Source organism: Siccirubricoccus phaeus (assembly GCF_008360935.1).
Classification (GTDB): Bacteria; Pseudomonadota; Alphaproteobacteria; order Acetobacterales; family Acetobacteraceae; genus Siccirubricoccus; species Siccirubricoccus phaeus.
The window spans coordinates 119077-138300 of record NZ_SRXO01000011.1 but is presented as its reverse complement, the minus strand read 5'-3'; the positions used below and the strand labels follow the sequence as shown (position 1 = coordinate 138300).

Here is a 19224-nt window from a genome sequence, read left to right as displayed (position 1 = left end):
GCCGGCAGCGGACGCACCTGGCACCGCGGGGTTTCCAGTGGCCTGCTTGCCCGCGAAGTTCGCTGGAAATCCAGCGAACTTCGCGGGCAGGACACTAGGAAGCGCCGGTGGATGCGGATATCCCGCATCCTGTCCGGCAGCATCCAAGGAACCGCCCCATGCCCCTCGACCCCGCCGCCCGCGCGACGCTGGAGAACATCTCCACCGCCACCATCACCACCCTTCTGCTCAAGAAGGGCCTCCGCAACATCTGGATGCGCGGGCCGCTGCCCTTCACCCCCACGGCCAAGGGCAAGCGGCTGGTCGGGCCGGCCTTCACCCTCCGCTTCGTCCCGGCGCGGGAGGATCTGGCGACGCCGGAAAGCTGGTCCTCTCCCCGCTCCACCCGCGCCGCCATCGAGGACATGCCGGAAGGCGTGATCGCCGTCGCCGATGCGATGGGCGTGACCGATGCCGGCATCTTCGGCGACATCCTCTGCGCCCGGCTGATGAAGCGCGGCGTCACCGCGCTGGTGACGGATGGCGTGGTGCGCGACGTGGCCGGGGTGACGGGCACGAACATGCCGGTCTGGTGCCGCGGCGGCGCGGCGCCGCCCTCCGTCGCCGGCCTCACCTTCGTCGGCTGGCAGGAACCGATCGGCTGCGGCGGCGTCGCGGTGTTCCCGGACGACATCATCGTCTGCGACGATGACGGCGCGGTCTGCATCCCGAAGGCGCTGCTGGATTATGTGCTGGAAGGCGGCGCGGAGCAGGAGAGGCTGGAGGCCTGGATCGTCTCCAAGGTGGAGGCGGGGGAGAAGCTGCCCGGCCTCTATCCGCCGAATGCCGAGAACAAGGCGCGGTACGAGGCGGAGACGAAGAAGTAGCGGGGCGGCGGGCCGGAGCTCTAGGCAGGCAACGGGGGTTCCGCCCCCGGACCCCCTTGGCAGGAAGTCGTCGCGGGCAGTGCCTGCGACCCTGCCCGGGACGGGACCTGCACCCTGGCCCTAGTTTCCGACCCGACGGCTCAACCTGCCGACGCGGACCGGGGTCCGGGGGGTGGTCCACCCCCCGGCGGGGGTGCAGGGGGCAGAGCCCCCTGCTGGGGGGCCCGGGGGCGAAGCCCCCACCGTTCCTCCCGCCCCGGATTTGCTCTAGAACCCCTTCCATGAGCGACATGCCGAAACCCGCCGCCCCGGGTGGCGAGGTGGACCCCAGCCTGCTGGAAATCCTGGTCTGCCCCGTCACCAAGGGCACGCTGCGCTATGACCGCGCCCGTGGCGAGCTGGTGAGCGACGCCGCGCGCCTGGCCTATCCCATCCGCGACGGCATCCCCATCATGCTGCCGGATGAGGCGCGGCGGCTGGACGACCCCGCCCCCTGACCATGCCGAACGCCACGGAGCTGCGGCTGAAACGCGCCGAGAAGCTGCTGGAAGTGGGTTTCGACGATGGCAGCCGGTTCAGCCTGCCGGCGGAGTATCTGCGGGTGGAAAGCCCCTCCGCCGAGGTGCAGGGCCATGGGCCGGGCCAGAAGACCCTGGTCGCCGGCCGGCGGGAGGTGGGCATTCTGCGGCTGGAGCCGGTGGGGCATTACGCCGTGCGGATCGTCTTCGACGATCTGCATGACAGCGGCATCTATAGCTGGGCCTATCTGCACCAGCTCGGCAGGGAACAGGCGCAGCGCTGGGCGGAGTACGAGGCGGCGCTGGCGGAGAAGGGGCTGAGCCGGGAGCCGCCGCGGCGGCGCTAAGCGGAGATAAGCTACTCTAGACGTCATATTTCTAGAGCAATATCCGATCAGGTGATGCCACCTGATCGGATATTGCTCCAGGGGCGCCACCCCCACCCTCCCACTCTGCGGGGAGGGTAGGGGTGCCCCCTACCCCAGGAATTCCCGCCAGGCCCGCACCACGAATTCCGGCCTCTCCCGCACCGAGGCATGCGCCGCCGCCGGCACCTCCAGCACCCGGCTGCCCGGGATCGTGCCCTGCATCCAGGCCGCCGCATCCTTGAAGGGCTGCCTCTCCTCCGACCCCAGCATGATCAGCGTCGGCGCCGTGACGCGCTTCGCCTCCTCGCGCGCATCGACCATCGCCAGCATCTCGCAGGCCAGCGCATAGCCTTCGTTGCTGCATGCCTCGAAGGTCCGGCGGACGTACTGCACATTCGGCCCGTTCTCGGCCAGCGAGTCCGGGGTGAAGAAGGTCTGCAGCAGCGTCGGGATCAGGCTGGCCACGCCCTTCTCCCGCGCCGCGGCGGCGCGCACCGGCCAATTCGCCCGCTGCTCCTCCGTATAGCGAGGCGTGCAGTCGCAGAGGATCAGCTTCTCCACCAGCTCCGGATGGGTGCCGGCGAAATGCAGCGCCACGGAGCCGCCGAGCGAAATCCCCGCCAGGTGGAAGCGCGAAAGCCCCTCCCGCCGCGCCAGGGCGAGGAGCTGGGCGGTCAGCTCCGCCACGCCGTACTGGCCCTTCGACAGCGGCGTGTCGCCATGGCCGGGGAAGGAATAGGCGATCAGTTCATGGTGCTCGGCCAGCGGTTCCAGCACGTCCCAGAAGCGCCAATCCATCCCGAGGCAATGCAGCAGCACCAGCGGCGTGCCGCTGCCACGGCGATGCAGCGTGACGTCGGCGGGGTCCAGCGGTTGCGGCTTCCAGGCCATGGTCGTCCTCCCTTGTCCGGCCAGGATGCGGGAGGGGGCGCCCCACCGCCAGACGGGATTGCGGACATCCTGTCACACCAGTTCTGCCGATAACGGACTTTCCTTCCGCTCTGCTTCCGCCCATGCTCGGTCGAACGACCATAGGCGGAAACCTCCGATCGGAGGCCTGGAGGGAGCGGCCCATGCAATTCGGATTGTTCGGCGGCGCGCGCACCAAGCGCAGCGTCGGCATCGAGGACAGCCAGGGCTATCAGAGCTTCATCGACTATGTGATGGAGGCGGATCGGCTCGGCTTCCGCCACCTCTTCATGGTGGAGCACCATTCCACCGGCCAGGGCCAGGTCTCCGCCTCCATGACCCTGCTGGCCTATCTGGCGGCGCGGACGCAGCGCATCCGGCTCGGCACGGCGGTGGTGGTGCTGCCCTGGCACAACCCGGTGCTGGTGGCGGAGCAGGCGGCGACGCTCGACCTGCTCTCCGGCGGACGCTTCGATTTCGGCGTCGGCAAGGGCTATCGCCAGGCGGAATTCGACGCCTTCTGCATCCCCATCGAGGAAGCCTCCGAGCGCTTCGACGAGGCGATGGCGGTGATCCGCCAGGCCTGGACCTCCGAGGACCGCTTCAGCCATCACGGCAAGCGCTGGCATTACGAGAACATGCTGGTGGAGCCCGCCCCGCTGCAGCGGCCGCACCCGCCGCTCTGGCTCGCCGCCGGCAGCAAGGACAGCATCCGCCGTGCGGCGCGGGAGGGGTACAACCTGCTGCTGGACCAGCTCGCCTCGGTGGAGCAGATCATCGAGCGGATCGCGATCTACCGCGAGGAATGCGCCCGCATCGGCCGCGACTACCACCCCAACATGGTCGGCACCGCCCGCGCCCTGCAGATGATCCGCAGCGAGGCGGAACGCGAAGCCGCCTATGCGACGCGCAGGCGCGTGGTCGGCGTGATCGGCGACCTGGCGCGGGACAAGCTGGCGGGGCGTATCGAGGACGACACCGCCCCGCTGCTCGGCACGCCGGAGGAGATCATCGCCCGCCTCAGGCTGCTGCAGGCGGGCGGCGCGACGAACATCCTGCTGACGGATCCCAACGCCTCCGTCGCCAATCTCCGCGCCTTCGCGCGGGAGGTGATGCCGGCCTTCACCTCCACGGTACCGGCCGCGGCGGAATGACCCGACCTCCCTCCGCGGAGGAGGGCGAAGCCGTCTGCCCTTGGGCACGACGGTGACAGAGGGATCTCCCTCCCCCGCCCTGCCGGGGGGCCGGGATGGGGTGGCCGGTGCGGGATGCCCAGCGCGTGGCAGTGCCCCCGCCCAACCCTCCCCCGCAGGGCGAGTGAGGGCTTCCCCGGCCCCGATGGACAGATCGCCCGGCGCGCCGCAGGGTGCGGACCTTCGCCATGGACAGGGAGGAACCCGATGAGCCGCTTGCCGCCGAAGAGCCGCGAAACCCTGGATGACGCGCAGCGGGCGGTGTGGGACCGCATTGCCTCCGGCGCGCGGGGCGGCGTGGGCGGGCCCTTCCTGGCGCTGCTGACCAGCGCCGAGCTCTGCGCCCGGGTGGAGCAGGTGGGCGTCTTCATCCGCTACGAATGCAGCGTGCCGATGCGGCTCAGGGAGCTGGCGATCCTCTGCATCGGCCAGCATTGGAAGGCGGGGTATGAATGGTACGCGCATGCGCCGATCGCGGCGAAGCAGGGCGTGCCGGAGGCGGTGATCGCCGCCATCGGCGCCGGCGCCGCGGAGGTGCCCTTCGACGCCGAGCCCGACCGCGTGGTGGCGAATTTCGTGCGGGAGGTGCTGCGCACCGGCCAGGCGAGCGACGCCACCTACGCTGCGGCGCAGAAACTGCTGGGCGACAAGGGAACGGTCGAGCTGACCGGGCTGGTCGGGTACTACACGCTGCTGGCCTTTCAGCTCAACGTGTTCCAGGTGTCGCCGCCGGAAGGGTATGTGCTGCCCTGGGCCTGAATGGGTGTCGAGAGGGGCGCTGCCCCTCTCGAGCTCACCCCGCCAAAGGCCGAAGGGCCTTTGGCAACCTCGAGTTTCAGACCCGACGGTCGAAGCGCAAAACTCAAGGGCTCAAGGGGTCCTTCGGCCCTTTGCGGGATCGGATGCACTGCGTCCGATGGAGAGAGGGGTCCGATGTGAGAGAGGGGCAGAGCCCCTCTCAACCCGTCCGCGTGATCTCCACCAGGAAGTCGATGAAGGCCCGAAGCTTCGCCGGCAGATGCCGTTGCGCCGGGTAGAGCACCGAAACCGGCGCCCCCTCCGGCGCGTAGGCCTGCAGGATCTCCCGCACATCCCCGCGTTCCAGATCCTTCCGGTACAGCCACCAGGTCCCCTGGGCGATCCCGGTCCCCGCCACCGCCGCCTCGCGCAGCGCGTCGCCGCTATTGATGACGGCGTTGCCCTTCACCCGCAGCGAGAAGGGCCGGCCATCCTCCCCGCGGAACCCCCATTCCGGCCCGAAGCGGCTGATCAGGCAATTGTGCTCCCGCAGCGCGTCCGGCGTCGCCGGCTCCCCATGCCGCGCCAGATAGCCGGGGGAGGCGACCGTCACCTGCCGGCCGCGCGTCAGCAGGCGGATGGTCAGGCGGCTGTCGGCGATGCTGCCGGTGCGCACCGCCACGTCATAGCCCTCCGCGATCAAGTCCACCGCGCCGTCGCTGAAATGCAGCTCCAGCGTGATGCCCGGGTAGCGCGCGAAAAAGCGCGGCAGCTCCGGCGCCAGAGTGACACGGCCGAAGCTCAGCGGCAGCACGGCGCGCAGGCGGCCGCGCGCCGCGCCGCTGCCCTGGCGCAGCGCGGCTTCCGCATCCTCCAGCTCCGCCAGGATGCGCAGGCTGCGTTCGTAGAATTCCTGGCCGAAATCGGTGGGGCGCAGCCGCCGCGTGGTGCGGGTGAAGAGCTGGGTGCCGAGCGCATCCTCCAGCCGCGCGATGGTCTTGGTGACGGCGGAGGGCGACAGCCCCAGCTTGCTCGCCGCCGCGGTGAAGCCGCCCTGCTCCACCACCCGGACGAAGACGGAAAGCGCCATGAAGCGATCCACGGCGCCGCCCCTCCCCTCCTGTGCCTCGCGCCCGGCGACGATCTTGCCCTGTTCGGTCGCGCGATTCACGCCGTCGGCGATGCCACCGCCGGCGATCGCGCTCCGACTCAGACGCGCATCGGCATCAGCACATAGAGCGCTTCCGGCTTCGCCGCGTCCGTCACCACGGTCGGGGCGCTGCCATCGGCGAAGCGGAATTCCACCTGCTCGGCGATCTGGTCGGTGATGTCGTTCAGGTAGCGCGCCTGGAAGCCGATCTCGAGCGGCGAGCTCTCATACTTCACCACGTCGGAATCCAGCTCCTCCTGCGCCTGGCCCTGCTCGGCGGAGGAGGCGGAGAGCAGCAGGTGGTTGCGGTCGATGGAAAGCTTCACCGGGCGCGACCGCTCGCTGCTGATGGCGGCGACGCGGCCCACGGCCTCGGCGAACTCCTTCTTCAGCACCTTCAGCACCTTGTCGTTCCCGCGCGGGATCACCCGGTCGTATTCCGGGAAGGTGCCGTCGATCAGCTTGCTGGTGAGCTGAACGGTGCCGATGTCGAAGCGGATCTTGGTGTCGGAGAGCTTCACCGCGATCTCGTCCTGCGTCTCCTCCGCCAGCTTGCGCACCTCATTCACCGTCTTGCGCGGAATGATGACGCCGGGCATGCCGGCGGCGCCCTCGGGCAGGGGTTCCTCCACCCGCGCCAGGCGGTGGCCGTCCGTCGCCACGGCGCGCAGCACGCGGGCGCCCTCGCTTTCCGTCGCGTGCAGGAAGATGCCGTTCAGGTAGTAGCGGGTCTCTTCCGTGCTGATGGCGAAGCGGGTGCGGTCGATCAGCTCGCGGAGCTGGCCGGCGGGCAGGGCGAAGCCATGCGGCAGCTTGCCCTCGGTCATGGAGGGGAAATCCTCCACCGGCAGCACGGCGAGATCCGTGTTGAAGCGGCCGGCGCGGAGGCGGAGCGGGGCATCGCCGCCGGCATGGTCCAGCTCCACCTTGGCGCCGTCCGGCAGCTTGCGGACGATTTCGTAAAGCGTGGCGGCAGGCGCCGTGGTGCGGCCCGGCCTGGCGACCTGGACGCCAGCCAGATCCTCCACCACCGCGATCTCCATATCGGTGGCCGTGAGCTTCAGGCTGCCCTCCTGCGCCGCGAGGAGGACATTGGCCAGGATGGGGATGGTGTTCCGGCGCTCCACCACGCTCTGGACATGCGCCAGCGCCTTGAGCAGGAGCGCCCGCTCGACCGTGAATTTCATAGCCCCAGAGGCTCCCCAGACCGTGCCGCCCCGTCTACCGGGGGCGCGCATGCTAACAGCGTGGATTCGCAAGGGAAAGGTAGGGTTTCCCGCGTCCCGGGCCAAGCGTTACGGTGAGGCCGCCGCGATGATCGGCCGACCGCCCACCCCGGCCGGGCCGCAAGCCCCCACCGCCGCCCGCGCTGCCCGTTGCCCTGGCGCGGCTTTGCCGCGACAGGCTGTGCGGGCCCTCAGGCCGCAAGGCGTTCACGGACCCCACGGCGCCGCGCCAACGGCCGCCTGGGGCAAAACCTGGGCCCTCCACGAAGCCGCGCAGCAGCTTCGTGGGGAAAAACCCCCAGGGGCCCCCGCGAAGGCGCGAAGCGGCTTCGCGGGGACTAGCTTTCCAGCATCTTGCGCAGCAGCGCGACATCCTCGGCGAAGCCGGCATCCTGCTGCATCAGCTCGGCGACGCGCGAGACGGCATGCATGACCGTGGTGTGGTCGCGGTTGCCGAAGCGCCGGCCGATCTCCGGCAGGCTCCGCTGCGTGAGCTGCTTCGCCAGATACATCGCCACCTGGCGCGGCCGCGCCACGTTGCGGGCGCGGCGGGCGGAGACCATGTCGGTCAGGCGGAGATTGTAGTGCTCGGCGACCTTGCGCTGGATCTCCTCGATCGAGACCCGGCGCTCATGCGCCCGCAGCAGATCGTGCAGCACCTCATGCGCGGTATCCAACGTGACCTGGCGGTTGAACAGGCCCGCATGCGCCACCAGCCGGTTCAGCGCCCCCTCCAGCTCCCGCACATTGCCGGTGATGCGGCTGGCGAGCAATTCCATCACCTTGCCCGGCACCTCCACCCGCGCCGCGGCCGCCTTGGCCTGCAGGATGGAGATGCGCAGCTCATAGGTCGTCGCATGGATGTCGGCGACCATGCCGCAGCCCAGCCGGGTGCGCAGCCGGTCCTCGATGCCGTTGAGGTCGGAGGGCGATTTGTCGGCGGAGACGACGATCTGCTTGCCCTGATCCACCAGGGCATTGAAGGTGTGGAAGAATTCCTCCTGGGTGTTGTCCTTCCCGATGAGGAATTGCAGGTCGTCGATCATCAGCACATCGACGGCGCGCAGCGTCTCCTTGAACTCCATGGTGTTCTGGCTGCGCAACGCCGCGATGAAGCGGTACATGAATTTCTCGGCGCTCATATAGGCCACGGTGCGGGCCGGCTGCAGCTCCCGGATCGCCCAGGCGACGGCGTGCATCAGGTGGGTCTTGCCCAGCCCGACGCCGCCATAGAGGAAGAGCGGGTTGAAGCCCGGCGAGGCCGGGCGCTCCGCCACGCGGCGGGCGCAGGCATGGGCGAATTCATTGGGCTTGCCGACGACGAAGGTGTCGAAGGTGAAGCGCGCCTCGAGCGGCACCACCCAGTCGGAGCGGGGCTCGGCGGCGGGGCGGTCCGGCAGGCGGAACATGGGCGCGGGGGCGAGGCTCTCGGCGAGGCCCTGCATCTGGCTTGGCTCGGCGACGGCCAGGGCATATTCCGGCTGGCCGTCCGAGCCGCCTGCCAGCGCAGGCTGCGCGACGCGGATATCGACGCGGCGGACCATCACATCCTCCCCCTGCCAGAGGGTGCGGAGGCGGTCGCCGTAATGGCTGTTCACCCAGTCCCGCAGGAAGCGGGTGGGCAGCAGGATGACGGCTTCATCGCCTTCGATCCCGGCCAGGGTCATCTGCCGCAGCCAGCTGCGGTATTCGACTTCGCCGACCTCGTCGCGCAGCCGGCCGCGGATGCGGGCCCAGCAGGCGGCCATGTGTCCGGGATCCTGGGGGGACAAGCTGCGCCTCTCCTTCTCCGTCCCGTTGACCGAACGATACCCTTGCAGGGACCGGCCGGCGCACAACGCCGGATTGGCCGCCTGCGGGGCTTTTCCCGCGCGGGTTGTCAGGCGGCGGATTGCCGTGGTCTCGGGGGGCACACCAGACCCGCCAGCCTGACACCCGAAGATTACCCTGGGGCCAAAGACGGGGTAAATAGTAACTTTTCGATGCGAAGCGTTATGACCCGGCCAGCACCTTGATCCGCTAGACAAGCACCGGATTCTCCGCGACAATTACTGACGCCGGAATTCAGCGCGCGGTCAGTTCTTGGGCGGATATAACCTGTCGGGGGAATGGTGCGTCGGCGGGCTGGCTCAGGCGCTGGCGGAAAGGCCCAGCGCCTTGATGCGGGCCGAGAGGCGGGAGAGTTTCCGCGCCACGGTGTTCCGGTGGAACACGCCCTTGGTGGCGGCGCGCTGCAGCTCCGGCTGCGCCGCCTTCAACGCGTCCTGGGCCTGGCCCTTGTCGCCCTCGGCGATCGCCTGCTCCACCTTACGCAGGAAGGTCCGCACCCGCGACCGGCGGGCCCGATTGCGCAGGGTACGCTTTTCGGTCTGACGGATACGTTTGCGGGCGGAAGCCGTGTTCGCCATGGGGGTCCGGTTTCAATTCAGCAGGGGTGACCAGGAAATGCGCACGCCGGGCGAGCGCGAGGAGGGCGGTTCTAACGCCGCCCTCCTCGGCCCGTCAAGGGAAGCGCTGCGGGATTCCGCAGGCCCGGCGGCCCGCCAGGGTTGTGCGCCGCACGCGAAGGTTGCGCATGGCGGTCACCGGTTGCGGAAAAGCGTCGGGCGCTTCTCGGCGAAAGCGGCCATGCCTTCCTTCTGGTCCTCGGTCGCGAAGAGCGACTGGAAGGCGCGGCGCTCGAATTTCACCCCCTCGGCCAGGGTGGTCTCGAAGGCGCGGTTCACCGCTTCCTTGGCGATGGCGACGGCAGGGGCGGAAAGGCCGCCGATTTTTTCGCAAACCTTCAGCGCCTCCGGCAGGAGCTGATCCAGCGGCACCACCCGGGCGACCAGGTTGGCACGCTCCGCCTCCGCCGCATCCATCATGCGGGCGGTCAGCACCATCTCCATGGCCTTGGACTTGCCGATGGCCCGCGTCAGCCGCTGGGTGCCGCCGGCGCCGGGGATGACGCCGAGATTGATCTCCGGCTGGCCGAATTTGGCATTCTCGGCGGCGAGGATGAGGTCGCACATCATGGCCAGTTCGCAGCCGCCGCCCAGGGCATAGCCGGCGACGGCGGCGATGACCGGTTTCTGCACATGGGTCACGGCCTCCCAGCGCTTGCCGATGAAATCGTCCAGATAGACGGCCGGATAGCTGCGGGACTGCATTTCCTTGATGTCGGCGCCGGCGGCGAAGGCCTTCTCGCTGCCGGTGAGGATGATGGCGGCGATCTCCGGGTCAGCGTCATAGGCGCGGAGGGCCTGGCCGAGCTCGTCCATGAGCTGGTCGCAAAGGGCGTTCAAGGCCTTCGGGCGGTTCAGGCGGATGATGGCGGTCCTGCCCTGCACCTCGGTCAGGATCATCTCATACTCGGGCATGCCGTGTGTCTCCGTTTGCCAGGGGCGCCGCCCCTGGAACCCCGGCAGAGGGCGCCGCCCTCTGCACTCCCGCCGGGGAGGATACTCCTCCCCGGACCCCGGTGTGAGTCGGCAGGTTCAACCGGCAGACCCAGGGCAGGGTCCAGGGGCGGAGCCCCTCAACGCTGGTGCCTTGGGCAGTAGAAGGTCGCCCGCCCCGCCTGGACGATGCGCCTTATGCCCGGGCAGGGCGGCGTGCCGCCGCAGGCCTCGCAGGCCAGCCCCTCCCGGTCATAGACCTTGAAGCGGTCCTGGAAGAAGCCGATGCCGCCATCCGCCTGGACATAGTCGCGCAGGGAGGAGCCCCCGGCCGCGATGCTCTCCTCCAGCACCGCCTTGATCGCCGGCACCAGCCGCAGCGTCCGCGCCCCCGCCACGCTGGCGGCCAGGCGCTTCGGGGAGATGCCGGCGCGGTACAGCGCCTCCGAGACATAGATATTGCCGAGGCCGGCCACCACCTTCTGGTCCAGCAGCGCCGCCTTGACGGGGGTGTGCTTCCCGGCCAGCGCCGCGGTCAGCACCTCGGGCGTGAAATCCGCCTCCAGCGGTTCCGGCCCCAGCCCGGCCAGCAGCCTGTGCCCTTCCTCCGCCGCCGTCGGCACCAGATCCACGCAGCCGAAGCGGCGCGGATCGACGAAGCCGACATGGATGCCGTCCGTGGTCTCCAGGGCGAAATGCTCATGCAGCCTGGCGGCGTTGGGGTGCTCCGCCGCGGGCCGCGCCACCATGCGGCCGGACATGCCGAGATGGATCAGCAGGCTGTCCCCGCCGGAAAGCCGCATCAGCATGTATTTGCCGCGGCGCCGGAACCCTTCCACCCGGGCGCCGAGCAGCCTCGCCACCAGCCCTTCCGGGAAGGGCCAGCGCATATCCGGCCGGGCGATGCTGGCGGCGCGGATCTCCCGCCCCTGCAGCACCCGGGCCAGGCCGCGCATCACCGTCTCCACCTCCGGCAATTCCGGCATCGCCCTGCCTTCCCCCCGCCGTCGCGCCCGCCGTCGCACCTTGGCGCGATCCGCCCTATGGTGCCGCCCCATGCAGGAAGACAAGAGCAGCCCCGGCGGCAGCATCGATTTCGGCTATCGCGACGTGCCGCGCGAGGCCAAGGCCGGGCTGGTGCGCCAGGTCTTCGAAAGCGTGGCGCCGCGCTACGACCTGATGAACGACCTCATGTCGCTCGGCCTGCACCGGGCCTGGAAGCAGGCCTTCGTCGCAACCATCGCCGCCTCCCCGCGCGAGACCTTGCTGGACCTCGCCGGCGGCACCGGCGATATCAGCTTCCGCGCGCTGGAGCGCGGGGCGGGGCGGGTCATCCTCTCCGACATCAACCCGGCCATGCTGGGCGTGGCGCAGGGCCGCGCGCTGGATCGCGGCCTCGCCGCCCGGCTGCATTTCCTCTGCGCCGATGCGGAGAGGCTGCCCCTGCCGGACCGCAGCGTGGAGAAGGTCTCCATGGCCTTCGGCCTGCGCAATTGCACGGACAAGGATGCGGTGCTGCGGGAGGCGCGGCGGGTGCTGCGGCCGGGCGGGCGCTTCCACTGCCTGGAATTCAGCCGGGTGGAGGTGGCGGCCCTGGCGCCGCTCTACGATGCCTGGTCCTTCAAGGTGCTGCCCGCGCTCGGCAAGCGCGTGGCGCAGGACGCGGAGAGCTACCAGTACCTGGCCGAGAGCATCCGCATGTTCCCGGACCAGGAGAGCCTGGCCGGCATGATGCGGGCGGCGGGGCTGGAGAAGGTAACGTATCGCAGCCTCTCCGGCGGCATCGTCGCCATCCATACAGGCTGGCGCCTCTAGGTCGGCCGATACCGGCCGGGCCGGTCCCGAACCGGCGATGCATGGCCCGGGCGCCCACCGCCGGCGGGCAGGCCCGGCCGCCGGCCGGTAATTCGCCACCACGTCGCGACAGGCGGGAACGCGGGCGGACGGCGGGAGTTGTGGCCCGAGGGGAAGTGGCCGTGCCGCCTGGAACAGCTTCAGCCTGGCCGGACCTTGCGCGTCCGGCCAGGCTGAAGCTGTTCCGGGACCATGTTCCGGGGGAGTCTTCACGCCATGTGAATCGGCCCCGGCGGCGCGGCGCGAAGGGGGCTGCCATGACCGCGACGCCGGAAATCGTCTATCGCCTGCAACGCCCGATGCGCGCCGGGGAGGCGGGGGAAGACCCGCTGATGGCGGGGCTGGCACCGGGCTGGGAAGGGCTGCGCCGGATCGATCTGGGCCAGGGGCCGCGGGAGGTGGACATCCTGCTGCACCCGGGCATCGGCCTGGCGCTGCTGGCGCCGGACCTGCCCGCCGCCCGGGCCGCGCTGGCGGCGCTCTGCCACCGGCTGGAGGTGACGGGCTTCGTCGCCCTCTATCCCGGCACCCTGCCGATGCTGGCCCTGGATCTGGCGCCCGGGGAGGAGGCGGACCTGCCGGCACGGCTGGAAGCGGGCTTCGCCGCCTGGCCGCCGCTGGACCTGCCGGGCGGCGAGGGCTGGGTGGCGGCGCTGCGCCGCGCGGTGCTGCGGCCCGGGGCGGGCGAGGCGCCGGCGCCCGAGGCGGTGCCGGTGCCGGAGGGGCGGCTGCGGCGCCCGGGCCGGCCGGTGCCGGCCTGGGTCGCGGGGGCGCGGCGGGACCACCCGGATGCGCCCCGGCCGCCGAGCCGCCTGCCGCTCGCCATGGCGATCGGCATGGGGGTGGCGGCGCTGGGCGGGTTCGGCCTGGCGGCGCTCTGGCCCGCGGCGGAGCCGGCGCCGGTGCGGGCAGCCGCGCCGGCGGCCCCGGCGGCAGCGCTCGCGGGGGGCGAGGCCCTGCCGGTGGCCGCCATGGCGCCGCCGCCCGCCGCCGCCGCCCCGGTCTTCGCGCCGCCGCCGGCCTTGCCCCGGGTGGTGGTGCAGAAGACCGCCAACCTGCGGGAGAGCCCCGACCTCGGCGGCAAGGTGCTGCGCCTGGCCCGGCGGGGGGAGGAATTCAGCGCCCATGCCAGGCGGGATGGCTGGGTGCAGGTGGGGGAGGCGGTGCCGCAGGGCTGGATCTTCGGCGCGCTGCTGGGGGAGGCGGAGGCCGACCAGGCCGAGTGACGCGGCTGGGGCGCTGCCCCCAAGCCCCCGGCAGGGGGGCTCGCCCGTTGGCGGCAGTGCCGCCACCCCTCCCGCCGGGAGGAAGGCTTCCCTCGCGTCCCGCCCCGGATCAGCTTTCCAGCGCCTCGCGGATGCCGCTTGTCCAGGCGCCGGCGCCAGCGGAGAGCAGGCCGATATCCGTCTGGGTCGTCAGGAATTGCGCGCCGCGCCGGATGATGGCGGCCTGGGCCTTGGGGTCGCGGTTGCCGCCGCAGCCGAAGGCGATCCGGTTCGCCCGGCAGGCGGCCAGCACCTTGTCCACCGCCGCCTGCAGCTCCGGATCCTGATACTGGCCGGGCTTGCCCATATTGGTCAGCAGATCGTTCATGCCGATATGAATGACGTCGATGCCGGGCGTCGCCGCGATCGCCTCCACATTCGCGACGCCTTCGGGCGTCTCGATCATGCAGACCAGGAGCGTGGCGGCGTCGACGGCCGGCAGCGCCTCCTTCGGCGGGACGCCGCGGAAGTCGAAATAGGGATAGCCGCCGGTGACGCTGCGCCGGCCAAGCGGGCCGAAGCGCACCGCGGCGACGGCCTGGCGGGCTTCCTCCGCGGTGTTCACATCCGGATAGACGATGCCGGTGACGCCGTTGTCCAGCAGCGCCTGCACATCCTGGTCGCCGACGCAGCGGACGCGGGCAAGCGGGGCGATGCCGAGGGCGATGGCGGCCTGGGCGATATGGCCGATGGTCTCCAGGCCGAACAGGCTGTGCTGCACGTCGATGAACAGGAAGTCGTGGCCGGTGGCGCGGGCGATGCGGGCGATCTCGGCCGAGCGGGACATGCGCACGCCAAGGCCGAGGGCGACGCCGCCGGCGGCGATCTTCTCCTTCACCGGGTTGCTGAAGGTGGTGGTGCCTTGCGCGGTCATGGGCGGTTCCTCCGTGCCGGCATGGCAGCACCGGCGGGGCCTGGCGTCCAGCCGGGGTTGACCCTGGGGCCGCTGCCGTCTGCAATGCCGGCAAGAGAGTGGGGAAGCGCCATGCCCGAGATCCGCGTGAAATCAGAGATCGCCGGCTCCGTCTGGAAGATCGTGAAGCAGCCCGGAGAGGCGGTGGAGGCGGAGGAGACGCTGCTGATCCTGGAATCGATGAAGATGGAGATTCCGGTGGCGGCGCCGAAGGCCGGCATGCTGGCGGCACTGCATGTGGCGGAAGGCGAGGCGGTGGAGGAGGAGCAGGTGCTGGCCGTCATTCGCGCCTGAGCATCGCCTGCGGCCTTGTCGTGCGGTGCCGCCAAGCCCGGCGCGCCGGGCGGGCGCGCTGCGGAACTGCCTCATCCCGGCGGGCCGGTTCGCTGCCCGGACCAGGGCTGCGCCGGCAGCGACGAGGAACCGCCTGAACGCGCCGGCAATCGGGGCGGTCGGCATCAATTCGCCCAGCCCAGCGCCCGCCCGATCACCGCCGCGGCCTCCCGCCCATCCTCCAGCGCCCGGCCGCGCCAGGCGATGTGCTGGTCCGGCCGCACCAGGAACAGCCCGTCCCCATAGACGCGCCGCGCCACCGGATCCGTGGTCGCCAGCACTGCCAAGGGCACGCGCCGCGCCGCCGCCGCCGTCAACAGCGCGCCGCTCGGCGCCACGCCCACCGCCAGCAGCGTGAACCACGGCCCGAGCAGGTCATAAACCGCCCGCCCATCCTCGAGGAACAGGCTCGGCAGCCGCACGCCCGGTGTCGTCACGGGTTCGTAGCGCAGCGGGTCGTCCGGCAGCACGGCGCCCGGCTCCGCTGCGATCACCGGCGAGTCGCGATAGGCATAGCCATGCTCGATCCCCCAGCATTCGTTCTCCGCATTGCCCAGCGCCGCAATGCGCGCCCCCGCCGCCGCCCGCGCCGCCTCCCCCGCCGCACCTTCGGCCAGCAGCGCCGCGCCGTATTCCGCATAGACCGCGCCGATCTCGGCGCGCACCGTGGTATGCTGCCCCGACGCATCGCGGTTGCGCCGCCCGATCGGCAGCCGCTCGGCCTCATAGCTCGGCAGCAGCGCCGGGCCGCCGAAGCCGTGCAGCCGCGCCGCCAGCTTCCAGCCGAGATCCATGGCGTCGCCGATGCCGGTATTCATGCCGTAGCCGCCGGTCGGGATGTATTGATGCGCCGCATCCCCCGCCAGGAAGACGCGGCCTCCGCCATAGGATTCCGCCACCAGCAGATGCGGGTGCCAGTGATTGGCGACCAGGATCTCATAGGCGAAATCCCGCCCCGCGAAGGCGCGCAGCAGCGCCTGCGGGTCCACCTCGCCGGGATCCTCGACGCCGGGCGGGAAGCGGCTTTGCAGCGTCCAGACATCCACGTCGTTCTGCGCGATCAGCGTGCCGTAGGGGCCCTGATAGTGCCAGGCCACGCCGAAGCGCTGCAGCAGCGCGCGGTCGTCGGAGCGGAAATGCGTCATGAAGCGCGGCATCACCCGCGCCTGACCCTCCAGCGGAATGCCGAGCTGCTTGCGCACCTGGCTGCCCCCGCCATCGCAGCCGGCGAGGAAGGCGCAACGCACCAGCTCCACCGCCCCCGTCGCGCTGTCCCGCAGCGTGACGGTCACGCCCTCCGCATCCGCGGCGAAGCTTTCGAAGGCCAGGCCCCAGTGCGCTTCCACCAGCGCCTCGCCCAGCAGCGCGTGCTGCAGCACCGGCTCGATCTCCACCTGGGAGACGCGCATCGGCGCCTCCCGCGGCATGGTCCCGTCATTCCGCTCGCGCTGCCGCGCGCGCCACTCCTCCACGCTCGGGTAGCGGAAGCGGTGCAGCTCATGCCCCGCCATGGTGGTGATCCAGGAGACGTCGAAATTATTCGCGGCCGGCACCGCCACCGCCCGCAGCGCCTCCGCCAGGCCGAAGCGGGCGAAGATTTCCATGGAGCGGCTATTGGTGATGTCCATCTTCGGATGGCGCGTGGTGGTCGGGTTGCGCTCCGCCAGCAGGCAGCGGATGCCGAGCCGGGCGAGAATGCGCGCCAGCGTCATGCCCACCGGCCCACCCCCCGCGATCACCACCGGCACGCTTCGCATCCGCTGTCCCCCGGGCTTTCCGGTGATGATCCGCTGCCCCTAGGATGGCGGCAAGACCCCAGGGAGGAAGAACATCCATGCTGCGACGCCATCTGCTGGCCGCCGCCGCGCTGGCGCCCGTTGCCGCGCGCGCCGCAGGCTGGCTGCCGGAACGCCCGGTGACGATCGTCAACCCCTTCTCGCCCGGCGGCTTCACCGATGGCTTCGGACGGGGCATCGCGCTGCACCTGCAGCGCCTGCTCGGCCAGCCCTTCGTTTTCGATTATCGCCCGGGCGCGGCAGCGACGCTCGGCGCGCAGCATGTGGCGCGTGCGGCACCGGACGGGCATACGCTGCTCTACAGCCCGACCACCGCCTGGGTCGTCTCGCCGCATCTCTACCGCAACCCGGGCTATGACCCGGCGACGAGCTTCGCGCCCATCGCCGCCATCAGCGCCACGCCGATGGTGCTGACGGCGAAGGCGGGCAGCGCCTTCCGCGACGTGCCGGGGCTGCTGGCCGAGGCGAAGAAGCGGCCGGGCGAGCTTTCCTATGCTTCGGCCGGCGCCGGCAGCCTGCCGCATCTGATGGGCACCTATTTCACCACCCTGGCGGGGGTGGCGCTGACCCATGTGCCCTATCGCGGCGGCGCGCCGGCGATGAACGACCTGCTCGCCGGCCATGTGGATCTGATGTTCGAGGCGGTGCCCAATGTGGCGCAGCACGTCGCCGCCGGCCGCGCCGTGGCGCTGATGACGAGCGGCACCGCCCGCACGCCGCTGCTGCCGGAGGTGCCGACGGTGGCGGAGGCCGGCTTCCCCGATCTCGACCTCACCTCCTGGATCGGCCTCGGCGCGCCGGCGGGGACGCCGGCGGCGGCGGTGGCGGCGCTGAACGCGGCGGTGGGGGAAGCGCTGGCGGCGGAGGATACGCGTGCCGCCATGATGCGCCTCGGCATGGCGAGGCTGGGCGGGCCGCCCCAGGCGATGGCGGACCGGATCGCGCGGGAGGGCGAGGTCTATCGCCGCATCATCGCCGGGGCGGGGATCACGGCGGAATAGCTGCTATAGTGGGGCCATGTCTCCCCAGGAGGACCCCGTGCTGCGCCGGCTGCGCGCGGCGCTGGAAGCGGAATACGGCTCGCGGCTGAAGCGCGTGGTCCTGTTCGGCTCCCGCGCCCGCGGGGATGCGCATGCGGACTCGGATTACGACGTGGCGGTGTTCCTGGACCGGCCCGGCCCGCTGTGGGAGGAGCTGGGGCGGCTGGCCCCCATCGTCACCGACATCGCCGCCGACACCGGGGAGATGGTCTCCGCCAAGCCCTTCCCCGCCGAGGCCTGGGAGAACGGCACTTCCCTGCTGATGCGGGAAATCCGGCGGGAGGGGCTTCCGCTGTGACCGCCGAGGTCGCGGCCCTGCTGGCCAAGGCGCGGAACCTGCTGACGGAGGGCGAGGCGATGCAGGCCGCCGCCTTGCCGAATGCCGTGGGGCGGGCCGCCTATCTCGCCGTCTTCAATGCTGCCATGGCGTTCATCTACGTTCGGTCCGGCCGGGTAGTGAAGACGCATCGCGGCGTACGCGCCGAATTCGCCCGGCTGGCGCGGGAGGAAAGCCGGCTCGACCCGGGCTTCGCCCGCTTCCTGTCCGCCGCCTATGAGATGAAGGTGGTGGCCGATTACGAGGCTGACCCCGCGATCTTCCTGGCGATGGAGCCGGCGGCCGCCGCCCTTGCCACCGCCCATCGCTTCGTCGCCGCCATCGCCGCCCTGCTGGCCGAGGAGACGCCCTGAATGCGCATCACCCTGCTCGGCGCCGGTGCGGTGGGCGGCTGGCTGGCGGCGGGGCTGGCCCGGGCCGGCGCCGACCTTGCCATCCTCGCCCGCGGCGCCAGCCTGGCGGCGCTGCAACAGAACGGCCTCACCTTCCGCCACGGCACCGCCGAGGAACGCTTCCGCCTCCCCGCCTCGGACGACCCCGCCGCCCTCGCCGGCGCCGACATCCTCCTGCTCGGGCTGAAAAGCCAGGACCTTCCCGCCGCCCTGCCGCTGATCCAGCGCCTGCTCGGCCGGCGCACCCTGGTCGCCACGGCGCAGAACGGCCTGCCCTGGTGGTTCCTGCAAGGCTTCGGCGGCCCGGCCGAAGGGCTGACCCTGCAAAGCATCGACCCCGGCGGGGCGCTGGCCGCCGCCCTGCCGGCCGAGCGGGTGCTCGGCGGCGTCGCCCATGTCGGCAGCAAGGTGGAAGCGCCCGGCACCATCCGGCTGGTGCAGCAGGACCGCATGCTGTTCGGCGACCCCTCCGGCCGCAACCCGGACGCGCTGGCCGCCCTCGTCGCCCTGCTCCGCCGGGGCGGCATCCCGGCCGAAGCCGCCACCGATATCCGCCGGGAGATCTGGTTGAAGCTCTGGGGCAATTCCAACATGAACCCGCTCAGCGCCCTCTGCCGCGCCGATATGCGGGCGATGCTGGAAGACCCGGGCGTCGCCGGCCTGGTACGGGCGATGATGGCGGAGATGGCCGCGCTCGGCGACCGCATCGGCCTGCCCATCGGCCAGTCCATCGAGGATCGCCTGATTGTCACTCGCCGGCTGGGTGCCTTCCGCACTTCCATGCTGCAGGATCTGGAGGCGGGGCGGCGGCTGGAGCTGGGCCCGGTGCTGGGCTGCCTGGTGGAGCTGGCGGCGCATCTCGGGCAGCCCGTGCCGGTGCTGGCCGGGGTGCACGGGCTGGTCCGTCTGCTGACCGCGGAAACGGGATGAACCGGGAGGCGGCTGC

At 71.2% G+C, this 19224-nt stretch carries 21 protein-coding genes; 12 read left to right on the top strand and 9 right to left on the bottom strand.

Annotated features, from left to right (window positions below):
* Positions 1–158: 158 nt before the first annotated feature.
* From E5N76_RS16655 to E5N76_RS16645, 3 genes are all read left to right on the top strand, one after another.
* On the top strand, positions 159–866 hold the full coding sequence (locus tag E5N76_RS16655; RefSeq protein ID WP_149538441.1) for a ribonuclease activity regulator RraA: 708 nt from the start codon (positions 159–161) through the stop codon (positions 864–866).
* Positions 867–1147: 281 nt separating this feature from the next.
* Positions 1148–1363 (top strand): Trm112 family protein, encoded by a 216-nt coding sequence (locus E5N76_RS16650; RefSeq protein WP_207792003.1) that lies wholly within the window; start codon positions 1148–1150, stop codon positions 1361–1363.
* A 2-nt stretch (positions 1364–1365) separates the two neighbouring features.
* Positions 1366–1731, top strand: a complete 366-nt coding sequence (locus E5N76_RS16645) for a gamma-butyrobetaine hydroxylase family protein (protein WP_187830212.1) — start codon at positions 1366–1368, stop codon at positions 1729–1731.
* Between the two features lie 129 nt (positions 1732–1860).
* Here E5N76_RS16645 and E5N76_RS16640 read toward each other — a convergent pair whose 3' ends face one another.
* Positions 1861–2643: an alpha/beta fold hydrolase gene (locus E5N76_RS16640; protein ID WP_149538439.1), complete on the bottom strand. Its 783-nt coding sequence runs from the start codon at positions 2641–2643 to the stop codon at positions 1861–1863.
* 182 nt (positions 2644–2825) lie between these two features.
* On the opposite strand from E5N76_RS16640, the gene E5N76_RS16635 reads away from it, so the two are divergent.
* Positions 2826–3815 (top strand): LLM class flavin-dependent oxidoreductase, encoded by a 990-nt coding sequence (locus E5N76_RS16635; RefSeq protein ID WP_149538438.1) that lies wholly within the window; start codon positions 2826–2828, stop codon positions 3813–3815.
* Positions 3816–4061: 246 nt separating this feature from the next.
* On the top strand, positions 4062–4613 hold the full coding sequence (locus E5N76_RS16630; RefSeq protein WP_149538437.1) for a carboxymuconolactone decarboxylase family protein: 552 nt from the start codon (positions 4062–4064) through the stop codon (positions 4611–4613).
* Positions 4614–4812: 199 nt separating this feature from the next.
* Here the strand turns inward: E5N76_RS16630 and E5N76_RS16625 are convergent, their stop codons facing one another.
* The 6 genes from E5N76_RS16625 to mutM form a co-directional block, all read right to left on the bottom strand.
* Complete coding sequence (locus tag E5N76_RS16625) at positions 4813–5763, bottom strand: LysR family transcriptional regulator (protein WP_207792002.1); 951 nt, start codon at positions 5761–5763, stop codon at positions 4813–4815.
* 38 nt (positions 5764–5801) lie between these two features.
* Positions 5802–6929 (bottom strand): DNA polymerase III subunit beta, encoded by a 1128-nt coding sequence (gene dnaN / locus E5N76_RS16620; RefSeq protein ID WP_149538436.1) that lies wholly within the window; start codon positions 6927–6929, stop codon positions 5802–5804.
* Between the two features lie 377 nt (positions 6930–7306).
* Complete coding sequence (gene dnaA / locus E5N76_RS16615) at positions 7307–8716, bottom strand: chromosomal replication initiator protein DnaA (protein ID WP_149538435.1); 1410 nt, start codon at positions 8714–8716, stop codon at positions 7307–7309.
* A gap of 381 nt (positions 8717–9097) precedes the next feature.
* Complete coding sequence (gene rpsT, locus E5N76_RS16610) at positions 9098–9376, bottom strand: 30S ribosomal protein S20 (RefSeq protein ID WP_149538434.1); 279 nt, start codon at positions 9374–9376, stop codon at positions 9098–9100.
* A gap of 174 nt (positions 9377–9550) precedes the next feature.
* Positions 9551–10330 carry an enoyl-CoA hydratase gene (locus E5N76_RS16605; protein WP_149538433.1) on the bottom strand — a complete coding sequence of 260 codons (780 nt, stop codon included), beginning with the start codon at positions 10328–10330 and terminating at the stop codon, positions 9551–9553.
* A 158-nt stretch (positions 10331–10488) separates the two neighbouring features.
* Entirely contained in the window at positions 10489–11334 is an 846-nt protein-coding gene (gene mutM / locus E5N76_RS16600) for a bifunctional DNA-formamidopyrimidine glycosylase/DNA-(apurinic or apyrimidinic site) lyase (RefSeq protein ID WP_149538432.1), read from the bottom strand.
* Between the two features lie 70 nt (positions 11335–11404).
* Here mutM and E5N76_RS16595 point away from each other — a divergent pair, with 70 nt between their 5' ends.
* Positions 11405–12163 carry a class I SAM-dependent methyltransferase gene (locus E5N76_RS16595; RefSeq protein ID WP_149538431.1) on the top strand — a complete coding sequence of 253 codons (759 nt, stop codon included), beginning with the start codon at positions 11405–11407 and terminating at the stop codon, positions 12161–12163.
* A 296-nt stretch (positions 12164–12459) separates the two neighbouring features.
* Positions 12460–13428, top strand: a complete 969-nt coding sequence (locus E5N76_RS16590) for an SH3 domain-containing protein (RefSeq protein ID WP_149538430.1) — start codon at positions 12460–12462, stop codon at positions 13426–13428.
* A gap of 109 nt (positions 13429–13537) precedes the next feature.
* On the opposite strand, the gene E5N76_RS16585 is transcribed toward E5N76_RS16590, so the two are convergent.
* On the bottom strand, positions 13538–14341 hold the full coding sequence (locus tag E5N76_RS16585; protein ID WP_149538429.1) for an HpcH/HpaI aldolase family protein: 804 nt from the start codon (positions 14339–14341) through the stop codon (positions 13538–13540).
* Between the two features lie 111 nt (positions 14342–14452).
* On the opposite strand from E5N76_RS16585, the gene E5N76_RS16580 reads away from it, so the two are divergent.
* Positions 14453–14674, top strand: coding sequence for an acyl-CoA carboxylase biotin carboxyl carrier protein subunit (locus tag E5N76_RS16580; RefSeq protein ID WP_149538428.1), 222 nt, complete (start codon positions 14453–14455; stop codon positions 14672–14674).
* Positions 14675–14838: 164 nt separating this feature from the next.
* On the opposite strand, the gene E5N76_RS16575 is transcribed toward E5N76_RS16580, so the two are convergent.
* Positions 14839–16470: an FAD-dependent monooxygenase gene (locus tag E5N76_RS16575; protein WP_149538427.1), complete on the bottom strand. Its 1632-nt coding sequence runs from the start codon at positions 16468–16470 to the stop codon at positions 14839–14841.
* A gap of 77 nt (positions 16471–16547) precedes the next feature.
* On the opposite strand from E5N76_RS16575, the gene E5N76_RS16570 reads away from it, so the two are divergent.
* From E5N76_RS16570 to E5N76_RS16555, 4 genes are read left to right on the top strand one after another with little or no spacing between them, the layout of a single operon-like run.
* The gene (locus E5N76_RS16570; RefSeq protein WP_187830211.1) at positions 16548–17510 is read left to right on the top strand and encodes a Bug family tripartite tricarboxylate transporter substrate binding protein; all 963 of its coding nucleotides are present in this window, start codon (positions 16548–16550) and stop codon (positions 17508–17510) included.
* A gap of 16 nt (positions 17511–17526) precedes the next feature.
* Positions 17527–17847 (top strand): nucleotidyltransferase domain-containing protein, encoded by a 321-nt coding sequence (locus tag E5N76_RS16565; protein ID WP_149538425.1) that lies wholly within the window; start codon positions 17527–17529, stop codon positions 17845–17847.
* The gene (locus E5N76_RS16560) at positions 17844–18239 is read left to right on the top strand and encodes a HEPN domain-containing protein (protein ID WP_149538424.1); all 396 of its coding nucleotides are present in this window, start codon (positions 17844–17846) and stop codon (positions 18237–18239) included. Before E5N76_RS16565 ends, E5N76_RS16560 begins: the two co-directional genes overlap by 4 nt.
* The gene (locus E5N76_RS16555; protein ID WP_149538423.1) at positions 18240–19208 is read left to right on the top strand and encodes a 2-dehydropantoate 2-reductase; all 969 of its coding nucleotides are present in this window, start codon (positions 18240–18242) and stop codon (positions 19206–19208) included.
* Positions 19209–19224 lie beyond the last annotated feature (16 nt).

Excerpts from the sequence above, each read along its gene's own strand:
- E5N76_RS16655 (WP_149538441.1), top strand. The coding sequence starts at position 159 with ATGCCCCTCGACCCCGCCGCCCGCGCGACGCTGGAGAACATCTCCACC.
- E5N76_RS16650 (WP_207792003.1), top strand. The coding sequence starts at position 1,148 with ATGAGCGACATGCCGAAACCCGCCGCCCCGGGTGGCGAGGTGGACCCC.
- E5N76_RS16645 (WP_187830212.1), top strand. The coding sequence starts at position 1,366 with ATGCCGAACGCCACGGAGCTGCGGCTGAAACGCGCCGAGAAGCTGCTG.
- E5N76_RS16640 (WP_149538439.1), bottom strand. The coding sequence starts at position 2,643 with ATGGCCTGGAAGCCGCAACCGCTGGACCCCGCCGACGTCACGCTGCAT.
- E5N76_RS16635 (WP_149538438.1), top strand. The coding sequence starts at position 2,826 with ATGCAATTCGGATTGTTCGGCGGCGCGCGCACCAAGCGCAGCGTCGGC.
- E5N76_RS16630 (WP_149538437.1), top strand. The coding sequence starts at position 4,062 with ATGAGCCGCTTGCCGCCGAAGAGCCGCGAAACCCTGGATGACGCGCAG.
- dnaN (WP_149538436.1), bottom strand. The coding sequence starts at position 6,929 with ATGAAATTCACGGTCGAGCGGGCGCTCCTGCTCAAGGCGCTGGCGCAT.
- dnaA (WP_149538435.1), bottom strand. The coding sequence starts at position 8,716 with ATGGCCGCCTGCTGGGCCCGCATCCGCGGCCGGCTGCGCGACGAGGTC.
- rpsT (WP_149538434.1), bottom strand. The coding sequence starts at position 9,376 with ATGGCGAACACGGCTTCCGCCCGCAAACGTATCCGTCAGACCGAAAAG.
- E5N76_RS16605 (WP_149538433.1), bottom strand. The coding sequence starts at position 10,330 with ATGCCCGAGTATGAGATGATCCTGACCGAGGTGCAGGGCAGGACCGCC.
- mutM (WP_149538432.1), bottom strand. The coding sequence starts at position 11,334 with ATGCCGGAATTGCCGGAGGTGGAGACGGTGATGCGCGGCCTGGCCCGG.
- E5N76_RS16595 (WP_149538431.1), top strand. The coding sequence starts at position 11,405 with ATGCAGGAAGACAAGAGCAGCCCCGGCGGCAGCATCGATTTCGGCTAT.
- E5N76_RS16590 (WP_149538430.1), top strand. The coding sequence starts at position 12,460 with ATGACCGCGACGCCGGAAATCGTCTATCGCCTGCAACGCCCGATGCGC.
- E5N76_RS16585 (WP_149538429.1), bottom strand. The coding sequence starts at position 14,341 with ATGACCGCGCAAGGCACCACCACCTTCAGCAACCCGGTGAAGGAGAAG.
- E5N76_RS16580 (WP_149538428.1), top strand. The coding sequence starts at position 14,453 with ATGCCCGAGATCCGCGTGAAATCAGAGATCGCCGGCTCCGTCTGGAAG.
- E5N76_RS16575 (WP_149538427.1), bottom strand. The coding sequence starts at position 16,470 with ATGCGAAGCGTGCCGGTGGTGATCGCGGGGGGTGGGCCGGTGGGCATG.
- E5N76_RS16570 (WP_187830211.1), top strand. The coding sequence starts at position 16,548 with ATGCTGCGACGCCATCTGCTGGCCGCCGCCGCGCTGGCGCCCGTTGCC.
- E5N76_RS16565 (WP_149538425.1), top strand. The coding sequence starts at position 17,527 with ATGTCTCCCCAGGAGGACCCCGTGCTGCGCCGGCTGCGCGCGGCGCTG.
- E5N76_RS16555 (WP_149538423.1), top strand. The coding sequence starts at position 18,240 with ATGCGCATCACCCTGCTCGGCGCCGGTGCGGTGGGCGGCTGGCTGGCG.